The organism is Pseudomonas sp. LARHCG127 (assembly GCF_052871455.1).
Genome location: NZ_JBIXJT010000001.1, coordinates 69,597 through 90,326, shown reverse-complemented (window position 1 = coordinate 90,326; position 20,730 = coordinate 69,597). Strand labels below are relative to the sequence as shown.

Here is a 20,730-nt window from a genome sequence, read left to right as displayed (position 1 = left end):
AAAAAATGCCCGCCACGAAAGAGGCGGGCATTTTTTTTGCTCGGTTACTGGGTCGGTTGCTGATCCCTGTGGGAGCGAGCCTGCTCGCGATAGCGGGGGGTCAGCGTGCAGCGTTTGTGTGGGTGAGCCCCGGTCGGGGGGACGGGCGAGCCTGCTCGCGATAGCGGTGTGACAGTCAGCATCTTTGTTGCTGATCAGCCGCTATCGCGAGCAGGCTCGCTCCCACATTGATCTCAACACATCAAACTCACTAAACATCCTCGCCGTGCTGATCGAACTGCAACGCCGCCAACCGCGCATACAGCGCATTGCTGGCGACAAGCTCCTGATGAGTGCCCACGGCAACCACCTTACCCTGGTCCATCACCGCGATCCGGTCGGCGTTTTTCACCGTGGCCAGGCGATGGGCAATGACCAGGGTGGTGCGGTTTTTCATCAAGCTCGGCAAGGCTTGCTGGATAAGGTGTTCGCTTTGCGCATCGAGGGCGCTGGTGGCTTCGTCCAGCAGCAGGATCGGTGCGTCCACCAGCAAGGCGCGGGCGATGGCCAGGCGTTGGCGCTGGCCGCCGGACAAGCCCAGGCCGCCGTCGCCCAGGTGAGTCTGGTAGCCATCAGGCATTTTTTCGATGAAGTCATGGGCATGGGCAATCTGCGCCGCCTCGCGCACCTGTTCAGGCGTCGCCTGGGGATTGCCGTAACGAATGTTCTCCTCGACCGTGCCGAAAAACAGCGCCGGGTTTTGTGAGACCAGGGCGAAGTGTCGGCGCAGGTCCAGCGGATCGAGTTGGGTCAACGGCACGTCGTCGATCAGGATCTGCCCTTGTACCGGATCATAGAAACGCAACAGCAAGTCGTAGACCGTCGACTTGCCCGCACCGGAAGGCCCGACAAGGGCCAGGGTCTCGCCGGCCTTGACGCTCAGGTCGAGACCGTCGACCGCATAACTGTCCGGCCGGGACGGATAGGAAAAACGCACGCCTTCAAGGCGCAGATCGCCGCGGACCCGCACCGGCAAGGTCACCAGGCCCGTGGCCGGCGGCTGGATGATGTTCTCCGAACGCAGCAGCTCGGCTATACGCTCTGCCGCACCGGCCGCCCGCTGCAACTCGCCGATCACTTCGCTCAGGGTCCCGAAGGCACTGCCGACGATCAGGCTGTAGAACACGAACGCCGCCAGCTCGCCACCGGAAATCCGCCCGGCGATCACATCCATGCCACCGACCCAGAGCATCACCCCCACGGCCCCCAGCACGAGCACGATCACCAAGGTGATCAGCCAGGCCCGCTGGGCGATGCGCTTGCGAGCGGTGTCGAAGGCCTGCTCCACCGTCACGGAAAAACGTTGTTCGTCCTGGACCTGATGGTTGTAGGCCTGCACGGTCTTGATCTGGCCGAGGGTTTCGGAGACATAGCTGCCGACGTCGGCAACACGGTCCTGGCTCTCACGTGACAAGCTGCGCACTCGTCGACCGAAGATCAGGATGGGCGCCAATACCAGCGGCAAGGCAATCACCACGATGCTGGTCAGCTTGGGATTGGTGATAAACAGCAACACGATACCGCCCACCACCATCAGGGCGTTGCGCAAAAACAACGACAGCGACGAACCGATCACCGATTGCAGCAACGTCGTGTCAGTGGTCAGCCGTGACTGGATTTCCGAACTGCGGTTGTTTTCGTAAAAGCCTGGGTGCAAGTACACCAGATGGTTGAAGACCTGCCGCCGGATATCGGCCACCACCCGCTCACCGATCCAGGACACCAGGTAAAAACGTGCAAACGTACCGATCGCCAGCCCCACCACCAGCACCATGAACAGGCCGATGGATTGATTGAGCAAGTGTGGCGAGCGGGTCATGAAGCCCTGGTCCACCAGCAAGCGGATGCCTTGGCCCATGGACAAGGTAATGCCGGCGGTGACAATCAAGGCCAGCAACGCGCCGGCGACTTGTTTGCGGTAAGGGGCGATGAAGCCGCTGGCCAGGCGTATGGCACGGCGATGTCGGGAGGAAAGCATCAAGGGCGTCCGATAATGCAGCGGAAAAAGGCCGGCCCGCGGGGTCAAAACGCAGCGGAACCAGGTTGAATCAGAATGAGTCAGGTTAAATATGACCACGACGACTAGCCGCTAGATGTTATCGGTCTAAAGTCTGGCTGGAAACGCATCTGTATTTCTGATTGAGTGGAGGTGTCGCCATGAACCTACAAGGAGTGTCATGGCTCGGTCACCTGGCGACATTAAAGTAGGCACACAACCTGATGAGGAGACAGGCCATGTCCTTGCAACACAGCAGCGACGACAAGATTCAAGTAATCCGCACGCAACCGGACCAGTCTCTGGGCTGCTCGTTCATCGATGAACAAGGGCGCGAAGTACCGATCACCGAAGACATGATCCGCAAAGCCTGCGGCGAGCTGGAAAAACGACTGGTCAAGCCTGCCGAACAAAAGTGATACAGCCCGTCTCGATTGAACCCGACCTTGATGTCGGGTTTTTTATGCCGGTTGATTTTGCAGGCTTCTGTGACCACGCTTCTGTGACCACGCTTCTGTGACCAGGCTTTGTGATCAGGCTCTTGTGGCGAGGGAGCTTGCTCCCGTTGGGTTGCGAAGCAGCCCCAATGCCTCGTCGGGGGCTAAAAAGCGACGACTGCTTCGCAGCCGAGCGGGAGCAAGCTCCCTCGCCACAAGAACGCACCGCCCTTAAAGGGTGGTGGCACCCAGCGCAGTCACGATCTGTTGCAAGGCCGCCGACGACCCTTCGATACGCACCTTCAAGCTATCGATTTCCCGGCGTGGCGGGTAGTGCTTGCGCAAGGCATCGAACGCACTGCGTTGCTCGTCGACGGTGCCCACCAGGCTGCGACGGAAGTTCGCATCGTCGCCACGGGGGTCGTACACGCTCCGGCACAGCGCCGCCAAGGCCCAGGCCGGGTCGGCTTCGGCGTCCAGGATGATGCCCCCCAGCCACGGCCGAGGCAACAGGTCGCTGAGGCGGACTTCAACCGGCTGTTCCAGGAACGCGCATAAAGCCTGGTAGATCTGGGCCGTGCCACGCTGGCGGCCATCAAGACTGTACCCGGCAATGTGCGGGGTGGCGATCACGCATAAGTCTGCCAGGTCCACGTCCACGGTGGGCTCCTGCTCCCAGACATCCAGCACCGCTTGCAGGTCTTCGCGCTCCAACAACACCTCGCGCAACGCGGCATTGTCGATCACCGGACCGCGGGCCGCATTGATCAGCCAGGTGCCGGGCTTGAGCTGGTTCAGGCGCGCTTCGTCGAACAGGTGCCAGGTCGGTTGCTCGCCGTCGCGGGTCAACGGGGTGTGCAGGCTGATCACATCGCACTGCTCGATGATCTGTTCCAGGCTCACATAATCGCCGCCCTCAACGGCCTGACGCGGCGGATCGCAGACCTTGACGGTCCAGCCCAGGCCCTTGAGCAGTTCGATCAACCGCCCGCCCACCTGCCCTGCGCCGACCACGCCGAAGGTCCGCTGCGCGAGCGCCACGCCTTCGATTTCCGCCAGGGTCATCAGGCTGCCCAGCACGTAGTCCACCACGCCACGGGCGTTGCAACCGGGTGCGCTGGCCCAGTGGATACCGGCCTCGGCCAGATAATCCAGGTCCAGGTGATCGGTGCCGATAGTGCATGTGCCGACGAAGCGTACCTTGCTACCCTCCAGCAGCGCCCGATTGACCTGGCTGACCGAACGCACCAGCAGCACATCGGCTTGCTCGACCATCGTCCGGTCGATTCCCCGGCCCGGTACCCGGCGGATTTCGCCGAGCCCTTGGAAAAACGCATCAAGCAGGGGGATGTTTTCGTCGGCGACGATCAGCATGGCAGAGCTCCTTTGGCGGGAGGGGCAGTGTAGGCGTTCCTCGCCTCGATGGGCCAGTCCTTGCCTCAGTGAACTAAATTGTGGCGAGGGAGCTTGCTCCCGCTCGGCTGCGTAGGAGCTGGCGAAGCCTGCGATCTTTTGTTCTTTCGCTTGATACTCAACTGACCTAGGAAAGATCGCAGCCTCGCTTCGCTCGACAGCTCCTACAGCGCAGTCGAGCGGGAGCAAGCTCCCTCGCCACAACAGCATCCGCACGACTGAGAAAGCGATTACAAATCCACAACACAGCTTTTTTCCTGACCACAGCGTCAAGGCGTAGAATTCGCCGCCTTGCGCTAATTTCTCTCGGACGCTTCGCCTGTGAATCCTGTCATCGACTCTCCTGCCACCCTTTCCCGCCCGGCCCGGGTGCGTCTGGAATTCAAGACCCTGCTGGCCTTGGCCGTGCCGATCATGGTGGCGCAACTGGCAACCACCGCCATGGGCTTTGTCGACGCGGTGATGGCCGGTCGGGTCGGCCCACGGGACTTGGCGGCAGTAGCCCTGGGCAACTCGATCTGGGTACCGGTGTTCCTGCTGATGACCGGCACGTTGCTGGCGACCACGCCAAAAGTGGCCCAGCGCTTCGGTGCCGGCACGTTCGACGAAATCGGGCCGCTGGTGCGCCAGGCACTGTGGCTGGCGCTGGTTGTGGGGTTGCTCGCGACCCTGGCGCTGTTCAGCGCCGAACCAATCCTGCACATCATGAAGGTCGATCCCGAATTGATCGGCCCCTGCATGGAATACCTGCGCGGCATCGGCACGGGCCTGCCGGCCGTGGCGCTGTATCACGTGCTGCGCTGCTTCAGCGATGGCCTGGGCCGCACGCGACCGGCAATGGTGCTGGGGCTGTGCGGGCTGGCATTGAACATTCCGCTCAATTACATCTTCATCTACGGGCACCTGGGCGTACCCGCCATGGGCGGCGTCGGTTGCGGCTGGGCCACGGCCATCGTGATGTGGTTCATGGCCCTGGGCATGGCCGGTTGGGCCCGTTGGGCACCGGCCTATCAGTCGAGTCGGTTGTTCAGCCGTTTCGACTGGCCGCAATGGACAGTGATCAAGCGCCTGCTGGGCATCGGCCTGCCGATTGGCATCGCGGTGTTCGCCGAGTCGAGTATTTTCGCGGTGATCGCGCTGCTGATCGGCAGCCTCGGGGCCACGGTGGTTGCCGGGCACCAGATCGCGCTGAACTTCAGCTCCCTGGTGTTCATGATCCCCTACTCCCTGGGTATGGCTGTCACGGTGCGGGTCGGCCAGGCCTTGGGCCGTCGCCAGCCCCGTGAAGCGCGCTTTGCCGCCGGGGTGGGCATGGGCACGGCCCTGGCGTACGCCTGCCTGTCGGCGAGCCTGATGTTCGCACTGCGCGGGCCTATCGCGGCGATCTATACCGCCGACCCGGTGGTGATCGAAGTGGCGTCGATGCTGATCGTCTACGCGGCGCTGTTCCAGTTTTCCGATGCGATCCAGGTCACGGCGGCAGGCGCGTTGCGCGGCTACCAGGACACCCGGGTGACGATGATCCTGACCCTGTTCGCCTATTGGGGCATCGGCCTGCCGGTGGGCTACGCGCTGGGCCTGACCGACTGGCTCGGCGCGGCCAGCGGCCCGAGCGGGTTGTGGCAAGGCCTGATCGTAGGCCTGAGCTGCGCGGCGCTGATGTTGTCGATCCGCCTGACACGCAGCGCGCGCAAGCAGATCCGCGTCAGCCGCTCGACGGACTAAGCGAGCTTCTTGCGGATCCAGTAGAGGTAGGTGCCAGCCGCTTCCTGCTGGGCCACCAGTTCGTGATCCAGGAACACGCAAAACTTGGGGATGTCGCGGCGAGTCGAGGGATCGGTGGCGATGACTTTCAACAGGCCACCGGGGGCCAGGTCACGGATGTGCTGGTGCAGCATCATCACCGGTTCCGGGCAATTGAGGCCCGTGGCATCCAGTGTGCCGTCGACCGGCGTGTCGTTCATTTCACTCATGTTCTACTCCTGAAACTGGCCGGTATTGTCGCGCAATGCCGGCGTTCAGTCACCTCTGGCTTAACGCCGCACCCTGTGGGAGCGAGCTTGCTCGCGATAGCGGTGGGTCAGCTTGCATCAATGTTGAATGTGCCGACGCCATCGCGAGCAAGCTCGCTCCCACAGGGGATCTCACAGTCCTTAGGGGATTAGCGGGACTTCGGCTTTTTGGTATCCAGCCGCCGCAGATGGCACGTCACTTCCTCGCGGTCGTGGTACAGCTGCTTGCAACCGATCTCGACCTGGATACCCCGGGCCTTGAAACCCTCGGTAATGCGCTCGAGCAGGCGTTTCACCTCGGCATAACGCTGTTTCATAGGCAGCTTGAGGTTGACCACAGCCTCGCGGCAATGCCCTTCGCCAATCCACTCCTCCAGCATCGCCGCGTTGCGCGCGGGCTTTTCGACGATGTCGCAGACCATCCAATCCACCGGCTGCTTGGGCTTGAACGTGAAGCCGTCCGCCATCAAGTGCTGCACCAGGCCGGTATCCATCAGGCTTTCGGCCATCGGGCCGTTGTCGATGGCCGTCACCAGCATGCCGCGGTTGACCAGTTGCCAGGTCCAGCCGCCCGGCGCGGCGCCGAGGTCCACGCCCGTCATGTCACTGTGCAGGCGCTCGTCCCACTGGTCCCGGGGGATGAAATGGTGCCAGGCTTCTTCGAGCTTGAGGGTGGAGCGGCTTGGCGCCTCCCGGGGGAACTTGAGGCGCGGGATGCCCATCGGCCACATTGCCGAGTTATCCGCGTCCGCCAGGCCCAGGAAGACTTCACGGCCACTCTTGAAGGTCAGCAGCAGGCGCGGCTTGCGCGGATCGTCCACCAACTTGCCGGCCCCGCTCAACGCCTTGCGCAGCGGGCCTTCGAATTTCTTGCAGAAGTTCGACAGTTCCTTGCCGTCATTGGTGTCGACCACCTCCAGCCACAAGCTGCCACAGACCGGGAAGCCGCTCATGTGGGCCAGGATGACGCTGATACGGTCGGTTTCCGGCAAGTCAATGAACGTGCCCCGCGCCCACTGGCGCGGGAAAATCAGCTCGGCAAAACGCTGCCCACGCATCAGCCGTTCGGCGCCGTCCTCTTGCGTGCAGACAAATTCGGCGCAGGCGCTGGCCGGCTTGGCCTTGGCATAGCCGGCCACGTTGAGCCGAGCCGCATGTTCGGCGATCTCGGAACAGACCTCGCCTTCGAAGCCCGGCCGGCAGTGCATAAAAAGCGTGTTCATTGAAACTCCGTAGCAAAGCCTGTCACGAAAACCGCCGCATGATAGCGGAGTTCGGAACCGCGGACCTTGCAATAGAGTCCAGTGATTAGTCATACGCTTAAAACAGGGCTAGGTTAGAGGCTCTGTCCGTTCCGTCAGTCCGTAGCCGTGCGGACTCAAAGGAGTGATTTCAATGCCGTCCCTCGATAGCCTGAAAACCCTTAAAACACTGCAAGTCGACGCCAGGACCTACCACTATTTCAGCCTGCCGGATGCCGCCCGAAGCCTGGGCGACCTCGACAAACTGCCCATTTCCTTGAAGGTGCTGCTGGAAAACCTGCTGCGCTGGGAAGATGAAAAAACCGTCACCGGCGCCGACCTCAAGGCCCTGGCCGGTTGGCTCAAGGAGCGCCGCTCCGACCGCGAGATCCAATACCGCCCCGCACGGGTGCTGATGCAAGATTTCACCGGCGTGCCCGCCGTAGTCGACCTGGCCGCCATGCGCGCCGCTGTGGAAAAGGCCGGCGGCGACCCCCAGCGGATCAACCCGCTGTCCCCCGTGGACTTGGTGATCGACCACTCGGTGATGGTGGACAAGTTCGCCAGCAGCCAGGCGTTCGAGCAGAACGTCGACATCGAAATGCAGCGCAACGGCGAACGCTACGCCTTCCTGCGCTGGGGCCAGAGCGCCTTCGACAACTTCAGCGTGGTGCCGCCGGGCACCGGCATCTGTCACCAGGTCAACCTCGAATACCTGGGGCGCACCGTGTGGACCAAAGAAGAGGACGGCCGCACCTACGCCTTCCCGGACACCCTGGTGGGCACCGACTCCCACACCACCATGATCAATGGCCTCGGCGTACTGGGCTGGGGCGTCGGGGGGATCGAGGCGGAAGCAGCGATGCTGGGTCAACCGGTGTCGATGCTGATTCCCGAAGTCGTTGGCTTCAAACTCGTCGGCAAGCTGCGCGAAGGCATCACCGCCACCGACCTGGTGCTGACCGTCACGCAGATGCTGCGCAAGAAAGGCGTGGTGGGCAAATTCGTCGAGTTCTATGGCGACGGTCTGGCCGACCTGCCCTTGGCCGACCGCGCCACCATCGCCAACATGGCCCCGGAATACGGCGCCACCTGCGGGTTCTTCCCGGTGGACGAGGTGACCCTGGACTACCTGCGCCTGTCCGGGCGTCCGGCTGACACCGTGAAGCTGGTGGAGGCCTATTGCAAGGCCCAGGGCCTGTGGCGTCTGCCCGGCCAGGAACCGGTGTTCACCGACACGCTGGAACTGGACATGGGCAGCGTCGAGGCCAGCCTCGCCGGCCCTAAACGCCCTCAGGACCGGGTCTCGCTGCCGAATGTCGGCCAGGCCTTCAGCGACTTCCTGGGGTTGCAGGTCAAACCCACCAGTAAGGAAGAAGGCCGCCTGGAAAGTGAAGGCGGCGGTGGCGTCGCGGTGGGCAACGCCGACCAGGTAGGCGAAGCCGAGTACGAATACGAAGGCCACACCCATCGCCTGAAAAACGGCGCGGTGGTGATTGCCGCGATCACCTCGTGCACCAACACCTCCAACCCCAGCGTCATGATGGCCGCCGGGCTGCTGGCGAAAAAAGCCGTGGAAAAAGGCCTGGTTCGCAAGCCTTGGGTCAAGAGCTCCCTGGCGCCGGGCTCCAAGGTGGTCACCGATTACTACAAGGCGGCCGGCCTGACCGAATACCTGGATAAACTCGGTTTCGACCTGGTGGGCTATGGTTGCACCACCTGCATCGGCAACTCCGGGCCGTTGCCGGACCCCATCGAAAAAGCCATCCAGAAAGCCGATCTCACCGTGGCCTCGGTCTTGTCGGGCAACCGCAACTTCGAAGGCCGAGTGCATCCACTGGTGAAGACCAACTGGCTGGCCTCACCGCCATTGGTGGTCGCCTATGCCTTGGCCGGCACGGTGCGCATCGACATCAGTAGCGAGCCGCTGGGCAACGACCGGGACGGCAAACCGGTGTACCTGCGGGACATCTGGCCCAGCAGCCAGGAAGTCGCCGCCGCCGTGGCCCAGGTCAACACCAGCATGTTCCACAAGGAATACGCCGCCGTGTTTGCCGGTGACGAGCAATGGCAGGCCATCGAGGTGCCGCAAGCGGCCACCTATGTCTGGCAGGACGACTCGACCTATATCCAGCATCCACCGTTCTTCGACGACATCGGCGGGCCGCCACCGGCAGTCAGGAACGTCGAGGGCGCCCGAGTGCTGGCCCTGCTGGGGGACTCGGTGACCACCGACCACATCTCCCCGGCCGGTAACATCAAGGCCGACAGCCCGGCCGGTCGCTACCTGCGCGAACAGGGCGTGGAGCCACGGGACTTCAACTCCTACGGTTCACGGCGTGGCAACCATCAGGTGATGATGCGCGGCACCTTCGCCAACATCCGCATCCGCAACGAAATGCTCGACGGCGAAGAAGGCGGCAATACGATCTACATTCCCAATGGCGAACGCATGCCGATCTACGATGCCGCCATGCTGTACCAGGCCGCGGGCACGCCGCTGGTGGTGATCGCCGGCCAGGAATATGGCACCGGGTCGAGCCGGGACTGGGCGGCCAAGGGCACCAACCTGTTGGGGGTCAAGGCAGTGATCGCCGAAAGCTTCGAGCGCATCCATCGCTCCAACCTGGTGGGCATGGGCGTGCTGCCGTTGCAGTTCAAGCTCGACCAGAACCGCAAGAGCCTGAACCTCACGGGCAAGGAAACCCTGGACATCCTCGGCCTCAATGACGTCGAACTGACGCCGCGCATGAACCTGCCCCTGGTCATCACCCGGGAGGATGGCAGCCAGGAGCGAATCGAAGTGTTGTGTCGGATCGATACCTTGAATGAAGTGGAATATTTCAAGGCCGGCGGGATTCTTCACTATGTCTTGCGACAATTGATTGCTGCTTGAAAAAACCGCCTCCATGGCGAATACAAGCCTGGACAAGGACCTGTGGGAGCGAGCTTGCTCCGGGCGGCGTTCCGACGATAGGGGCAGTTCAGTCAACATTGATGTTGGCTGATCCACCGCTATCGCGAGCAAGCTCGCTCCCACAGGTTTTATAACTGACTGACTGCTATTTAACAGGCACTGTTTTTGGATCAGCCCGCCTATAATCCCGCCAGCACCCACACAACCGCGCCAGCCAACCGCCAGCCCTTCCTGCGCATGAATCTGCATGGACACAAATGTGCTCTTTGCGCGACACAGTGGCGTCGAAGACCCGACGGCCGCCCTCGCCCAGAGTTCTCCCGCTAAAAGGATGTTGTATGCCCGCTTTATCCTGGCTTCACTTGGCCCTTCTTTCCACCGGCTATGGCTTGGCGCTGCTCTACGGCCAGTTGGCCTGGACTGCGGCCATCTCGGTGGCGCTGCTGCTGTTCGCCGGGTATGCGGTTCGCCAGCAACAAACACCGGTTGGCCAGTTTCTCGGGCATGCGCTGTTCATTGTCATGGCCCTGGCATTGGCCCTGCACTGGATGCCTGGCTTCTTCAACGGCCGGGCCATCGCACCCCAGCGTTTGACCGGTGACGCCGTACCGTTTGCCATGTACCTGAACCAGGACAAGCCGCTGATCGGTTTCTGGCTATTGCTGGCCTGCCCCTGGATCGTCGGCCGACGCTCACTGCGCCTGTCCGTCCAGGCCACGGCGCTGGGCCTGGGGCTGAGCGCGGTGCTGGCCCTCGGCGGGGCCGTGCTGCTGGGCATGGTCCATTGGGCGCCGAAGTGGCCGGATCACGCTTGGTTGTGGACCGCTAATAATCTTTTATTGGTCACGATCGTGGAGGAAGCGCTGTTTCGTGGCTACATTCAGGGGGGCTTGAGTCGACGCTTCAAACATCTGGCCCAGGGCGACAACCTGGCGCTGCTCCTGGCCTCGCTGCTGTTCGGCCTGGTGCACGCCGGCGCGGGCTGGCAATGGGTGCTGTTGTCAGGCCTGGCGGGCGTCGGTTACGGCCTGGCGTATCGTTTTGGTGGCCTGGGCGCGGCGGTCGCCACGCATTTTCTGCTCAACCTGCTTCATTTCGCCCTCTTTACCTACCCGATGCTGGCGTGATAGCGACAGGCAAAAATAACTTCAACTAAAACCTGACAACGCCGACAACCTTTCAAAGCCTTGCGGATCTACACACCATGCGTAACAACCAACCCGTCACACAACGCGAAAGGACCTTCCCGGCCCAGCAACGATTGATTTCCACCACCGACACCAAAGGTGTGATCACTTACTGCAACGATGCTTTCGTTGAAGTCAGCGGGTATTCGAAGGAAGAACTGATTCGTGCGCCGCACAATCTCGTGCGCCATCCCGATGTCCCCTCCGCCGTGTTCGCGCACATGTGGGGCACACTGAAACAAGGCTTGCCATGGATGGGCATCGTCAAGAATCGCTGCAAGAACGGTGACCATTACTGGGTCAACGCCTATGTCACGCCCGTGTTCGAGGGCAATCAGGTGGTCGGCTACGAGTCGGTGCGGGTCAAGCCCACCGCTGAGCAGATCGGCCGCGCCGAAGCCCTCTATCAACGCATCAACCAGGGCAAGTCCGCAGTGCCGGGCAGCGACAAGTGGTTGCCGATACTGCAGGACTGGCTGCCGTTCATCCTGGTCAGCCAGCTGGGCTTCGTCGTCGGCGCGTTTCTGAATTCTTCCTGGGGCTTTGCCCTGGCCGCCCTGCTGTCGGTGCCCTTGGGGCTGATGGGACTGCAATGGCAGCAACGCGGGATCAAGCGCCTCCTGCGCCTGGCTGAACAAACCACCTCCGACCCGCTGATCGCCCGGATGTACACCGACAGCCGCGGCGTCCAGGCACGCCTGGAGATGTCGATCCTCAGCCAGCAAGCGCGCCTGAAAACCTGCCTGACCCGCCTGCAGGACACCGCCGAGCACCTCAACGACCAGGCTCGCCAGTCCAATACCCTGGCCCACGACAGCTCCAGCGGCCTGGAACGTCAGCGGGTGGAGACCGAACAGGTCGCCACGGCCGTCAACCAGATGGCAGCAACGACCCAGGAGGTCGCCAGCCACGTGCAGCGCACCGCCGATGCCACCCAGGAAGCCAATCGCCTGACCAGCCGCGGCCGCGACATCGCCGGGGAAACCCGCGATGCCATCGAGCGGCTATCGGTGGTGGTGGGTGAGACCGGTCAAACCGTCACCCAACTGGCCAAGGACAGCGACGAGATCGGTGGCGTGGTCGACGTGATCAAAGGCATCGCCGACCAGACCAACCTGCTAGCCCTCAACGCGGCCATCGAAGCGGCCCGTGCCGGCGAGATGGGCCGCGGCTTTGCCGTGGTGGCCGACGAGGTAAGGCAACTGGCGCAACGCACCAGCGAATCCACCGGGCAGATCCACGCGCTGATCGCCAAGCTCCAGCAGACCGCCACCAACGCCGTGCAAACCATGGACGCCGGCCACCGCCAGGCCGAAGAAGGCGTGGCGCGGGTCATGGAAGCGGACCAGGCGCTGGTGGGCATCAGCGAAGCCGTGGCGCATATCACGGACATGACCACCCAGATCGCCGCCGCCACCGAGGAACAAAGCTCAGTGGCCGAGGAGATCAGCCGCAACATCAGCAATATCTCGGAACTGGCCGATCAGACTTCGGGACAGGCCCACAGCTCAGCGCTGCTCAGCGAAGAGCTGACCCGCACGGCCAATACGCAGTATTCGTTGGTGGAGCGGTTCAACCGCTGACTTCAATTGGGCAAACTGAAAACCCGGACGGCGAAAGCTTCCGGGTTTTTTGTTGCCTGGGCAGCCGCTATCGCGAGCAAGCTCGCTCCCACAGGGTGTTGTGAACGCCGCAAATCCCGTGTGGGAGCGAGCTTGCTCGTGACGAGGCCATGACAGGCAACATCAATCGCGAGACAGGAACCCGGCCACTTCTCGCGCCGCCGTCTCCAAATGCTGCTCATGACTGAACCCCGATACCTTCAGCGGCTTGAGGTCATGATCCCCCGCCACCAACCACAACACCTCGATGCTCGGTGACAAGGCGTAGCCCTGCACCGCCTCCCGATTACCCAACGCATCCCGCTCGCCCTGGACGATCAAGGTGCGGGTCTTCAATGCCGCCAAGTGCTCGACCCGCGGTTTCTCCGGCTTGCCCACCGCGTAGAAGGGATAGCCCAGGCATACCAGCGCATCGGCGCCCAGCTCATCGGCCAGCAGGCTCGCCATGCGCCCCCCCATGGACTTGCCGCCAATGGCCAGCCGCCCAGCGACATAAGGCCGCACCTTGGCGTACACCTCTCGCCAGCATTCGAGCAGCTTGGGCGCTGGGTTCGGTGGACGCTTGCCGCCATCCTGACGCCGCTGGGCCATGTAGGGAAACTCGAAGCGCAACACGTTGACGCCTTGTGCGGCAAGGCGTGCGGCCATTTCCTCCATGAAGCCGCTGTCCATCGGCGCTCCGGCACCGTGGGCCAGGATCAGGGTCGGTGGTTCGGCGCACACCCCGGGCCGCGCGGCCGTCCACAACCAGCCATGTTGCTCCACGCACCGCGCCCATTGATCCCCGTCAATACTGGCCTTGTGCTGTTTGTCCATGCTTGCCTCGCTTTTAGTCTGCCTATAACTCCAGGCGAAGAACGCCGCACTGCCTTGCGCAGGCGCTCACTTCGGCTGAACCGTGGATGGGGAACCATGAACACTTCTATCAGTACCGCCTACAACTACAAGGTGGTCCGCCAATTCGCCATTATGACGGTGGTGTGGGGCATCGTCGGCATGGGGCTCGGGGTTTTTCTCGCGGCCCAATTGGTCTGGCCACAGCTCAACTTCGATTTGCCCTGGACCAGCTTCGGCCGCCTGCGCCCGCTGCACACCAACGCGGTGATCTTCGCCTTCGGCGGCTGCGCGTTGTTTGCCAGTTCGTTCTACTCGGTGCAACGCACCTGCCAGACCCAGCTGTTTGCGCCGAAAATCGCCGCGTTCTGCTTCTGGGGCTGGCAACTGGTGATCCTGCTGGCGGCCATCAGCCTGCCGCTGGGCTACACCAGTTCCAAGGAGTACGCCGAGCTGGAATGGCCGATCGACATCCTGATCACCGTCGTCTGGGTCGCCTACGCCATCGTGTTCTTCGGCACCGTGGCCAAGCGCAACACCAAGCACATCTATGTCGGTAACTGGTTCTTCGGCGGGTTCATCCTGACCGTGGCGATCCTGCACATCGTCAACAACCTGGAACTGCCGGTGAGCTGGACCAAGTCCTACTCGGTGTACGCCGGGGCCACGGACGCGATGGTGCAATGGTGGTACGGGCACAACGCCGTAGGCTTTTTCCTCACTGCAGGCTTCCTGGGGATGATGTATTACTTCGTGCCGAAGCAGGCCGAACGCCCGGTGTATTCCTATCGCCTGTCCATCGTCCACTTCTGGGCGCTGATCACCCTGTACATCTGGGCCGGCCCGCACCACCTGCACTACACCGCCCTGCCGGATTGGGCACAGTCCCTGGGCATGGTGATGTCGCTGATCCTGCTGGCACCGAGCTGGGGCGGCATGATCAACGGCATGATGACCCTCTCCGGCGCCTGGCATAAGTTGCGCAGCGACCCGATCCTGCGGTTCCTGGTGGTGTCCCTGGCGTTCTACGGCATGTCGACCTTCGAAGGTCCGATGATGGCGATCAAGACCGTCAACGCCCTCTCCCACTACACCGACTGGACCATCGGCCACGTGCATGCCGGCGCGCTCGGCTGGGTGGCGATGATTTCCATCGGCGCGCTGTACCACATGATCCCGAAAGTCTTCGGCCGGCCACAGATGCACAGCATCGGCCTGATCAACGCGCACTTCTGGCTCGCGACCATCGGCACCGTGCTCTACATCGCCTCGATGTGGGTCAACGGCATCGCCCAGGGCCTGATGTGGCGGGCGGTGAACGAGGACGGCACGCTCACCTATTCCTTCGTCGAAACCCTGGTGGCCAGCCACCCAGGCTTCGTCGTGCGGTTGGCGGGCGGGGCGATCTTCCTCATCGGCATGCTGCTGATGGCCTACAACACCTGGCGCACCGTGCGGGCCTACCAGCCTGCCGAAGCCGCCGCTGCCGCGCAGATGGCCTGAGGAGTCCGCCATGAAACACGAAACAATCGAAAAAAACGTCGGCCTGCTGATGCTGCTGATGGTCCTGGCCGTGAGCATTGGCGGCCTGACCCAGATCGTGCCGCTGTTCTTCCAGGACGTGACCAACAAGCCGGTGGACGGCATGAAGCCCTACACCGCCCTGCAACTGGAAGGCCGCGACATCTACATCCGTGAAGGCTGCGTCGGCTGCCACTCGCAGATGATCCGTCCGTTCCGCGCCGAGACCGAGCGCTACGGCCACTACTCCGTCGCCGGCGAAAGTGTCTGGGATCACCCATTCCTGTGGGGTTCCAAGCGTACCGGGCCGGACCTGGCACGGGTCGGCGCGCGCTACTCCGATGATTGGCACCGCGCCCACTTGTACAACCCGCGCAACGTCGTGCCGGAGTCGAAAATGCCGGCCTACCCCTGGCTGGTGGCCCAGGCAGTGGACAGCAGCCACACCGAAGGCAAGCTGCGCGCCATGCGCACCCTCGGCGTGCCGTACACCGACGACGACATCGCAGGCAGCGTGGCCTCGCTCAAGGGCAAGACCGAAATGGACGCGCTGGTGGCCTACCTGCAAGTGCTCGGCACTGCCATCAAGAGCAAGAGGTGAGCCTGATGTTCTTTGAAATGAGCACTGGAATGATCCGTGGGCTGGGCACCGTCGTGGTGTTCATCGCCTTCATCGGCCTGATCCTGTGGGTGTTCAGCAGCAAGCGCGGACCGGAGTTCGCCCAGGCGCGCCTGCTGCCGTTCGCCGACGAGCCACCCGCCGACCTCACCCCCCAAGACCCTGCGACAAGGAGTACCCGGCCATGACCACCTTCTGGAGTACGTGGATCTGCGTACTGACCCTCGGCAGCCTCATCGGCCTGACCTGGCTGCTGATCGGCACCCGCAAGGGCGAGACCAAGGGCAGCGTCGACCAGACCATGGGCCACAGCTTCGACGGCATCGAGGAATACGACAACCCACTGCCGCAGTGGTGGTTCCTGTTGTTCGCCGGCACCCTGGTGTTTTCCGTCGGTTACCTGGTTCTCTACCCAGGCCTGGGCAACTGGAAAGGCATCTTGCCCGGGTACGAGAACGGCTGGACCGGCGCCCATGAATGGGAAAAGGAAATGGCCAAGGCCGACGCCAAGTTCGGGCCGATCTTCGCCAAGTTCGCTGCCATGCCCGTGGAAGAAGTCGCCAAGGACCCACAGGCCTTGAAGATGGGTGGCCGCCTGTTCGCCTCCAACTGCTCGGTCTGCCACGGCTCGGACGCCAAGGGTGCCTTCGGCTTCCCGAACCTGGCCGACAGCAACTGGCGCTGGGGCGGCGCCGCCGAGACCATCAAGGCGACCATCATGGGCGGGCGCATGGCGGCGATGCCGGCCTGGGGCGAAGTGCTGGGGGAGTCCGGGGTCAAGAACGTGGCCGCCTATGTTCGCCACGACCTGGCCGGCCTGCCTTTGCCGGCGGACAGCGGTGCCGACCTGCAAGCCGGCCAGCAGGCCTTCAACACCACCTGCGTTGCCTGCCACGGCGCCAACGGCCAGGGCACCGAAGCCATGGGGGCGCCGAACCTGACGCAACCGGCCGGCTTCATCTACGGCACCAGCCTGACCCAGTTGCAGCAGACCATTCGCCACGGACGCCAAGGCCACATGCCGGCACAGAATGAGTTGCTGGGCAATGACAAGGTGCAACTGCTCGCGGCTTACGTCTACAGCCTGTCCCAGGGTGTCGGCACCGAGCGCCTGCAAGCGGAACACAAAAGCGAATAAATCCTGACCACACGAACAGCCGCATTCATCTGGATGCGGCTGTTCCGTGCCCCTGCGCGACTCATTGTCGCACCCTCCCATGGTCTTTCTTTCGGTTCCCCTGAATCAGGTCTAAGCTTGCCTTTGCGTGCGCTGGCGACTGCCGGTTTCAGGTCGATCCGACCCGATGCGTTCGACAATCGTTCGACAAAAAGGCCGCAAAGGCAGGTGAATACCGGCTGTTGCGACAGTTGCCTGGCATCACCCGAACGCCGTGTTCGAACACACCCCGTTACAACCGACCTGACCCCCTCGCCTCTTTCCTTCGTTGCGACATTTTGCCGAGGGCCAATTTTGTCCCTACACCGAACATGGAAAGGCCGCAGAATCAGCTTTGGAAAGCATTGACCCAGGTCATGGCGCGTTGCAATGACCCCCCGCTTTCTCCATACTTGCGACCGATTTTTATCCTAATAAAACACCCAAACCGTGGAACCTTAGAATGAGCACAGCAATCAGTCCGACTGCTTATAACTATAAGGTAGTCCGCCAGTTCGCCATCATGACGGTGGTCTGGGGGATCCTTGGCATGGGGCTCGGTGTCTTCATCGCCTCGCAACTGGTCTGGCCGGAGTTGAACTTCGATCTGCCATGGACGACATTTGGACGCCTGCGCCCGCTGCACACCAACCTGGTGATCTTCGCCTTCGGTGGTTGTGCGTTGTTTGCCACTTCTTACTACGTCGTGCAGCGAACCTGCCAAACGCGACTGATTTCCGACAGCCTCGCCGCCTTCACCTTCTGGGGTTGGCAAGCGGTGATCGTCGGCGCGATCGTGACCTTGCCAATGGGTTTCACCACCACCAAGGAATACGCGGAACTGGAATGGCCCCTGGCTATTCTGCTGGCGATCGTCTGGGTGACCTACGGTTTGGTGTTCTTCGGCACCATCGTCAAGCGCAAGACCAAGCACATCTACGTCGGTAACTGGTTCTACGGTGCCTTCATCGTCGTGACCGCCATGCTGCACATCGTCAACCACGCCTCCCTGCCGGTCAGCTTCTTCAAGTCGTACTCGGCCTACTCGGGTGCGACCGACGCGATGATCCAGTGGTGGTACGGCCACAACGCCGTGGGGTTCTTCCTGACCACCGGCTTCTTGGGGATGATGTACTACTTCGTGCCGAAACAGGCCGAGCGTCCGATCTATTCCTATCGCCTGTCCATCGTCCACTTCTGGGCGCTGATCACCCTGTACATCTGGGCCGGCCCGCACCACCTGCACTACACCGCACTGCCAGACTGGGCACAATCCCTGGGCATGGCGATGTCGATCATCCTGCTGGCGCCAAGCTGGGGCGGCATGATCAACGGCATGATGACCCTGTCGGGTGCCTGGCATAAATTGCGCACCGACCCGATCCTGCGCTTCCTGGTCGTCTCGCTGGCGTTCTACGGCATGTCGACCTTCGAAGGCCCGATGATGGCCATCAAGACCGTCAACTCCCTGAGCCACTACACCGACTGGACCATCGGCCACGTACACGCCGGTGCACTCGGTTGGGTTGCGATGATTTCCATCGGCGCCATCTACCACATGATCCCGAAACTGTTCGGTCGTGCGCAGATGCACAGCACCGGCCTGATCAACGCGCACTTCTGGCTCGCGACCATCGGCACCGTGCTCTACATCGCCTCGATGTGGGTCAACGGCATCACCCAAGGCCTGATGTGGCGTGCGATCAACGACGACGGCACCCTGACCTATTCGTTCGTCGAAGCGCTGCAAGCCAGCCACCCTGGCTTCATCGTGCGTGCCCTGGGCGGCGCGTTCTTCGCCAGCGGCATGCTGTTCATGGCCTACAACGTGTACCGCACCGTTCGTGCCTCTGACCCGGCTGAAGCTGAAGCCGCCGCCAAGATCGCCGTAGTTGGAGCTCACTGATGAAGCACGAAGCAGTAGAGAAGAATATCGGCCTGCTGGCCTTCTTCATGGTCATCGCCGTGAGCATCGGCGGCCTGACCCAGATCGTTCCGCTGTTCTTCCAGGACGTGACCAACAAGCCGGTCGAAGGCATGAAGCCGCGTACCGCCCTTGAACTGGAAGGTCGTGACATCTATATCGCCAACGGCTGTGTCGGCTGCCACTCGCAGATGATCCGTCCGTTCCGCGCCGAGACCGAACGCTACGGCCACTACTCCGTTGCCGGCGAAAGCGTCTGGGACCACCCGTTCCTGTGGGGCTCCAAGCGTACCGGCCCGGACCTGGCCCGCGTTGGCGGCCGCTACTCCGACGACTGGCAGCGTGCGCACTTGTACAACCCGCGCAACGTGGTGCCTGAGTCGAAAATGCCGGCCTACCCGTTCCTCGTAGAAAACAAGCTCGACGGCAAAGACACCGCCAAGAAAATGGAAGTCCTGCGTGCCTTGGGCGTGCCTTACACCGATGAAGACATCGCCGGTGCCAGGGATGCCGTCAAGGGCAAGACTGAAATGGACGCGCTGGTGGCCTATCTGCAAGGCCTGGGCACCATCATCAAAAGCAAACGGTGATTTAGATGGATATCGGGATGATTCGTGGCCTGGGCACCGTCGTCGTGATGGTGGCCTTCATCGGCCTGGCGCTGTGGGTATTCAGCCCCAAGCGCAAGTCGGAGTTTGACGACGCGACCTTGCTGCCGTTCGCGGATGATCCCGAAGCCATCAAGCACGTCGAGCAAGCTTCTAGGAGTAACAAAGAATGACTACATTCTGGAGTCTGTACGTCACAGTCCTCAGCCTGGGAACGATCTTCGCCCTGACCTGGCTGCTGCTGTCGACCCGCAAGGGCCAGCGCAGCGAAGCCACCGAAGAGACGGTTGGCCACTCCTTCGACGGGATCGAGGAGTACGACAACCCGCTGCCGAAATGGTGGTTCATGCTGTTCGTGGGCACCATCATTTTCGCCCTCGGTTACCTGGTGCTCTACCCTGGCCTGGGCAACTGGAAAGGCCTGCTGCCAGGCTATAACTACCTGGACACCGAAAAGCAGACCGCCTTCGCCAACGGCCAGACCGGCTGGACAGGCGTTCATGAGTGGGAAAAGGAAATGGCGCGCTCGGACGCCAAGTTCGGTCCGATCTTCGCCAAGTTCGCCTCCATGCCGATCGAAGAAGTCGCCAAGGACCCGCAAGCCCTGAAGATGGGTGGCCGCCTGTTCGCCTCCAACTGCTCGGTTTGCCACGGTTCCGACGCCAAGGGTGCCTACGGCTTCCCGAACCTGACCGACGCCGACTGGCGCTGGGGCGGTGAGCCGGAAACCATCAAGACCACCATCATGGGTGGCCGTCACGCCGTGATGCCGGGCTGGGCTGCCGTGGTGGGCGAACAAGGCGTGGCCGATGTGGCCGCCTACCTGGTGACCGGCCTGCACGGTCGCAAGCTGCCCGAAGGCGCCAAGGCCGATCCGGCCAACGGCCAGAAACTGTTCGCGGCCAACTGCGTGGCCTGCCACGGTCCTGCCGGCAAGGGCACGCCCGCCATGGGCGCACCTGACCTGACGCATCCAGCGGGGTTCATCTACGGTTCGAGCTTCGCTCAACTGCAGCAGACCATCCGCTACGGTCGCCAGGGCCAGATGCCGGCCCAGGCCGACCTGCAAGGCAACGACAAGGTCCACCTGCTGGCGGCCTATGTCTACAGCCTGTCTCACGGCGAAAAGGCTCCGGCCGCTGACGCCCAGTAAGACAAGTCGCTGATACACGAAAGGCCCCGCCAATCCGATTGGCGGGGCCTT

General features: G+C 62.4%; 18 protein-coding genes. 13 read left to right on the top strand and 5 right to left on the bottom strand.

The genetic code is table 11. The annotated features are described in order from the left end of the window. Positions 1 to 250 precede the first annotated feature (250 nt). Positions 251 to 2,017 (bottom strand): ABC transporter transmembrane domain-containing protein, encoded by a 1,767-nt coding sequence (locus tag ACIPQ1_RS00360; protein WP_446533356.1) that lies wholly within the window; start codon positions 2,015 to 2,017, stop codon positions 251 to 253. A 257-nt stretch (positions 2,018 to 2,274) separates the two neighbouring features. Between ACIPQ1_RS00360 and ACIPQ1_RS00355 the strand changes: the two genes are divergently transcribed. Then, positions 2,275 to 2,454, top strand: a complete 180-nt coding sequence (locus ACIPQ1_RS00355; RefSeq protein WP_186705236.1) for a PA1571 family protein — start codon at positions 2,275 to 2,277, stop codon at positions 2,452 to 2,454. A gap of 249 nt (positions 2,455 to 2,703) precedes the next feature. Here the strand turns inward: ACIPQ1_RS00355 and pdxB are convergent, their stop codons facing one another. After that, complete coding sequence (gene pdxB / locus ACIPQ1_RS00350; RefSeq protein ID WP_411386939.1) at positions 2,704 to 3,846, bottom strand: 4-phosphoerythronate dehydrogenase PdxB; 1,143 nt, start codon at positions 3,844 to 3,846, stop codon at positions 2,704 to 2,706. Between the two features lie 360 nt (positions 3,847 to 4,206). On the opposite strand from pdxB, the gene ACIPQ1_RS00345 reads away from it, so the two are divergent. Further along, entirely contained in the window at positions 4,207 to 5,610 is a 1,404-nt protein-coding gene (locus ACIPQ1_RS00345) for an MATE family efflux transporter (RefSeq protein ID WP_411386938.1), read from the top strand. Here ACIPQ1_RS00345 and tusA read toward each other — a convergent pair. Then, positions 5,607 to 5,858 carry a sulfurtransferase TusA gene (gene tusA / locus ACIPQ1_RS00340; protein WP_250962690.1) on the bottom strand — a complete coding sequence of 84 codons (252 nt, stop codon included), beginning with the start codon at positions 5,856 to 5,858 and terminating at the stop codon, positions 5,607 to 5,609. The genes ACIPQ1_RS00345 and tusA overlap by 4 nt on opposite strands. A 188-nt stretch (positions 5,859 to 6,046) precedes the next feature. Next, positions 6,047 to 7,120, bottom strand: coding sequence for a 23S rRNA (cytidine(2498)-2'-O)-methyltransferase RlmM (gene rlmM, locus ACIPQ1_RS00335; RefSeq protein WP_446533355.1), 1,074 nt, complete (start codon positions 7,118 to 7,120; stop codon positions 6,047 to 6,049). A 172-nt stretch (positions 7,121 to 7,292) separates the two neighbouring features. Between rlmM and acnA the strand changes: the two genes are divergently transcribed. From acnA to ACIPQ1_RS00320, 3 genes are all read left to right on the top strand, one after another. Next, positions 7,293 to 10,034 carry an aconitate hydratase AcnA gene (acnA, locus tag ACIPQ1_RS00330; protein WP_446533354.1) on the top strand — a complete coding sequence of 914 codons (2,742 nt, stop codon included), beginning with the start codon at positions 7,293 to 7,295 and terminating at the stop codon, positions 10,032 to 10,034. A gap of 359 nt (positions 10,035 to 10,393) precedes the next feature. After that, complete coding sequence (locus ACIPQ1_RS00325; RefSeq protein ID WP_446533353.1) at positions 10,394 to 11,182, top strand: CPBP family intramembrane glutamic endopeptidase; 789 nt, start codon at positions 10,394 to 10,396, stop codon at positions 11,180 to 11,182. 77 nt (positions 11,183 to 11,259) lie between these two features. Further along, positions 11,260 to 12,825: a methyl-accepting chemotaxis protein gene (locus ACIPQ1_RS00320; protein ID WP_411386936.1), complete on the top strand. Its 1,566-nt coding sequence runs from the start codon at positions 11,260 to 11,262 to the stop codon at positions 12,823 to 12,825. 162 nt (positions 12,826 to 12,987) lie between these two features. Here ACIPQ1_RS00320 and ACIPQ1_RS00315 read toward each other — a convergent pair whose 3' ends face one another. Beyond that, positions 12,988 to 13,680, bottom strand: coding sequence for an alpha/beta family hydrolase (locus tag ACIPQ1_RS00315; RefSeq protein ID WP_446533352.1), 693 nt, complete (start codon positions 13,678 to 13,680; stop codon positions 12,988 to 12,990). Between the two features lie 96 nt (positions 13,681 to 13,776). On the opposite strand from ACIPQ1_RS00315, the gene ccoN (ACIPQ1_RS00310) reads away from it, so the two are divergent. The 8 genes from ccoN (ACIPQ1_RS00310) to ccoP (ACIPQ1_RS00275) all read left to right on the top strand — a co-directional run bounded on the left by ccoN (ACIPQ1_RS00310) (position 13,777) and on the right by ccoP (ACIPQ1_RS00275) (position 20,679). Beyond that, complete coding sequence (ccoN, locus tag ACIPQ1_RS00310; RefSeq protein ID WP_411386934.1) at positions 13,777 to 15,201, top strand: cytochrome-c oxidase, cbb3-type subunit I; 1,425 nt, start codon at positions 13,777 to 13,779, stop codon at positions 15,199 to 15,201. A 10-nt stretch (positions 15,202 to 15,211) separates the two neighbouring features. Next, positions 15,212 to 15,820 carry a cytochrome-c oxidase, cbb3-type subunit II gene (gene ccoO / locus ACIPQ1_RS00305; RefSeq protein WP_053120686.1) on the top strand — a complete coding sequence of 203 codons (609 nt, stop codon included), beginning with the start codon at positions 15,212 to 15,214 and terminating at the stop codon, positions 15,818 to 15,820. Positions 15,821 to 15,825: 5 nt separating this feature from the next. After that, positions 15,826 to 16,026, top strand: coding sequence for a cbb3-type cytochrome oxidase subunit 3 (locus ACIPQ1_RS00300; RefSeq protein ID WP_186705243.1), 201 nt, complete (start codon positions 15,826 to 15,828; stop codon positions 16,024 to 16,026). Next, positions 16,023 to 16,976, top strand: a complete 954-nt coding sequence (gene ccoP, locus ACIPQ1_RS00295) for a cytochrome-c oxidase, cbb3-type subunit III (RefSeq protein WP_411386932.1) — start codon at positions 16,023 to 16,025, stop codon at positions 16,974 to 16,976. Before ACIPQ1_RS00300 ends, ccoP (ACIPQ1_RS00295) begins: the two co-directional genes overlap by 4 nt. Before the next feature lie 481 nt (positions 16,977 to 17,457). Further along, positions 17,458 to 18,900 (top strand): cytochrome-c oxidase, cbb3-type subunit I, encoded by a 1,443-nt coding sequence (ccoN, locus tag ACIPQ1_RS00290; RefSeq protein WP_053120682.1) that lies wholly within the window; start codon positions 17,458 to 17,460, stop codon positions 18,898 to 18,900. Further along, on the top strand, positions 18,900 to 19,508 hold the full coding sequence (gene ccoO, locus ACIPQ1_RS00285) for a cytochrome-c oxidase, cbb3-type subunit II (RefSeq protein ID WP_072407855.1): 609 nt from the start codon (positions 18,900 to 18,902) through the stop codon (positions 19,506 to 19,508). The genes ccoN (ACIPQ1_RS00290) and ccoO (ACIPQ1_RS00285) overlap by 1 nt, the downstream gene beginning before the upstream one ends. 5 nt (positions 19,509 to 19,513) lie before the next feature. Next, the gene (locus ACIPQ1_RS00280; protein ID WP_003183474.1) at positions 19,514 to 19,699 is read left to right on the top strand and encodes a CcoQ/FixQ family Cbb3-type cytochrome c oxidase assembly chaperone; all 186 of its coding nucleotides are present in this window, start codon (positions 19,514 to 19,516) and stop codon (positions 19,697 to 19,699) included. Continuing rightward, positions 19,696 to 20,679: a cytochrome-c oxidase, cbb3-type subunit III gene (gene ccoP / locus ACIPQ1_RS00275; protein ID WP_186705245.1), complete on the top strand. Its 984-nt coding sequence runs from the start codon at positions 19,696 to 19,698 to the stop codon at positions 20,677 to 20,679. The genes ACIPQ1_RS00280 and ccoP (ACIPQ1_RS00275) overlap by 4 nt, the downstream gene beginning before the upstream one ends. Positions 20,680 to 20,730 lie beyond the last annotated feature (51 nt).

What these genes read in the sequence shown, in the direction of transcription:
- ACIPQ1_RS00360 (WP_446533356.1), bottom strand. Translation starts at nt 2,017, where the DNA reads ATGCTTTCCTCCCGACATCGCCGTGCCATACGCCTGGCCAGCGGCTTC.
- ACIPQ1_RS00355 (WP_186705236.1), top strand. Translation starts at nt 2,275, where the DNA reads ATGTCCTTGCAACACAGCAGCGACGACAAGATTCAAGTAATCCGCACG.
- pdxB (WP_411386939.1), bottom strand. Translation starts at nt 3,846, where the DNA reads ATGCTGATCGTCGCCGACGAAAACATCCCCCTGCTTGATGCGTTTTTC.
- tusA (WP_250962690.1), bottom strand. Translation starts at nt 5,858, where the DNA reads ATGAGTGAAATGAACGACACGCCGGTCGACGGCACACTGGATGCCACG.
- rlmM (WP_446533355.1), bottom strand. Translation starts at nt 7,120, where the DNA reads ATGAACACGCTTTTTATGCACTGCCGGCCGGGCTTCGAAGGCGAGGTC.
- acnA (WP_446533354.1), top strand. Translation starts at nt 7,293, where the DNA reads ATGCCGTCCCTCGATAGCCTGAAAACCCTTAAAACACTGCAAGTCGAC.
- ACIPQ1_RS00325 (WP_446533353.1), top strand. Translation starts at nt 10,394, where the DNA reads ATGCCCGCTTTATCCTGGCTTCACTTGGCCCTTCTTTCCACCGGCTAT.
- ACIPQ1_RS00320 (WP_411386936.1), top strand. Translation starts at nt 11,260, where the DNA reads ATGCGTAACAACCAACCCGTCACACAACGCGAAAGGACCTTCCCGGCC.
- ACIPQ1_RS00315 (WP_446533352.1), bottom strand. Translation starts at nt 13,680, where the DNA reads ATGGACAAACAGCACAAGGCCAGTATTGACGGGGATCAATGGGCGCGG.
- ccoN (WP_411386934.1), top strand. Translation starts at nt 13,777, where the DNA reads ATGAACACTTCTATCAGTACCGCCTACAACTACAAGGTGGTCCGCCAA.
- ccoO (WP_053120686.1), top strand. Translation starts at nt 15,212, where the DNA reads ATGAAACACGAAACAATCGAAAAAAACGTCGGCCTGCTGATGCTGCTG.
- ACIPQ1_RS00300 (WP_186705243.1), top strand. Translation starts at nt 15,826, where the DNA reads ATGTTCTTTGAAATGAGCACTGGAATGATCCGTGGGCTGGGCACCGTC.
- ccoP (WP_411386932.1), top strand. Translation starts at nt 16,023, where the DNA reads ATGACCACCTTCTGGAGTACGTGGATCTGCGTACTGACCCTCGGCAGC.
- ccoN (WP_053120682.1), top strand. Translation starts at nt 17,458, where the DNA reads ATGAGCACAGCAATCAGTCCGACTGCTTATAACTATAAGGTAGTCCGC.
- ccoO (WP_072407855.1), top strand. Translation starts at nt 18,900, where the DNA reads ATGAAGCACGAAGCAGTAGAGAAGAATATCGGCCTGCTGGCCTTCTTC.
- ACIPQ1_RS00280 (WP_003183474.1), top strand. Translation starts at nt 19,514, where the DNA reads ATGGATATCGGGATGATTCGTGGCCTGGGCACCGTCGTCGTGATGGTG.
- ccoP (WP_186705245.1), top strand. Translation starts at nt 19,696, where the DNA reads ATGACTACATTCTGGAGTCTGTACGTCACAGTCCTCAGCCTGGGAACG.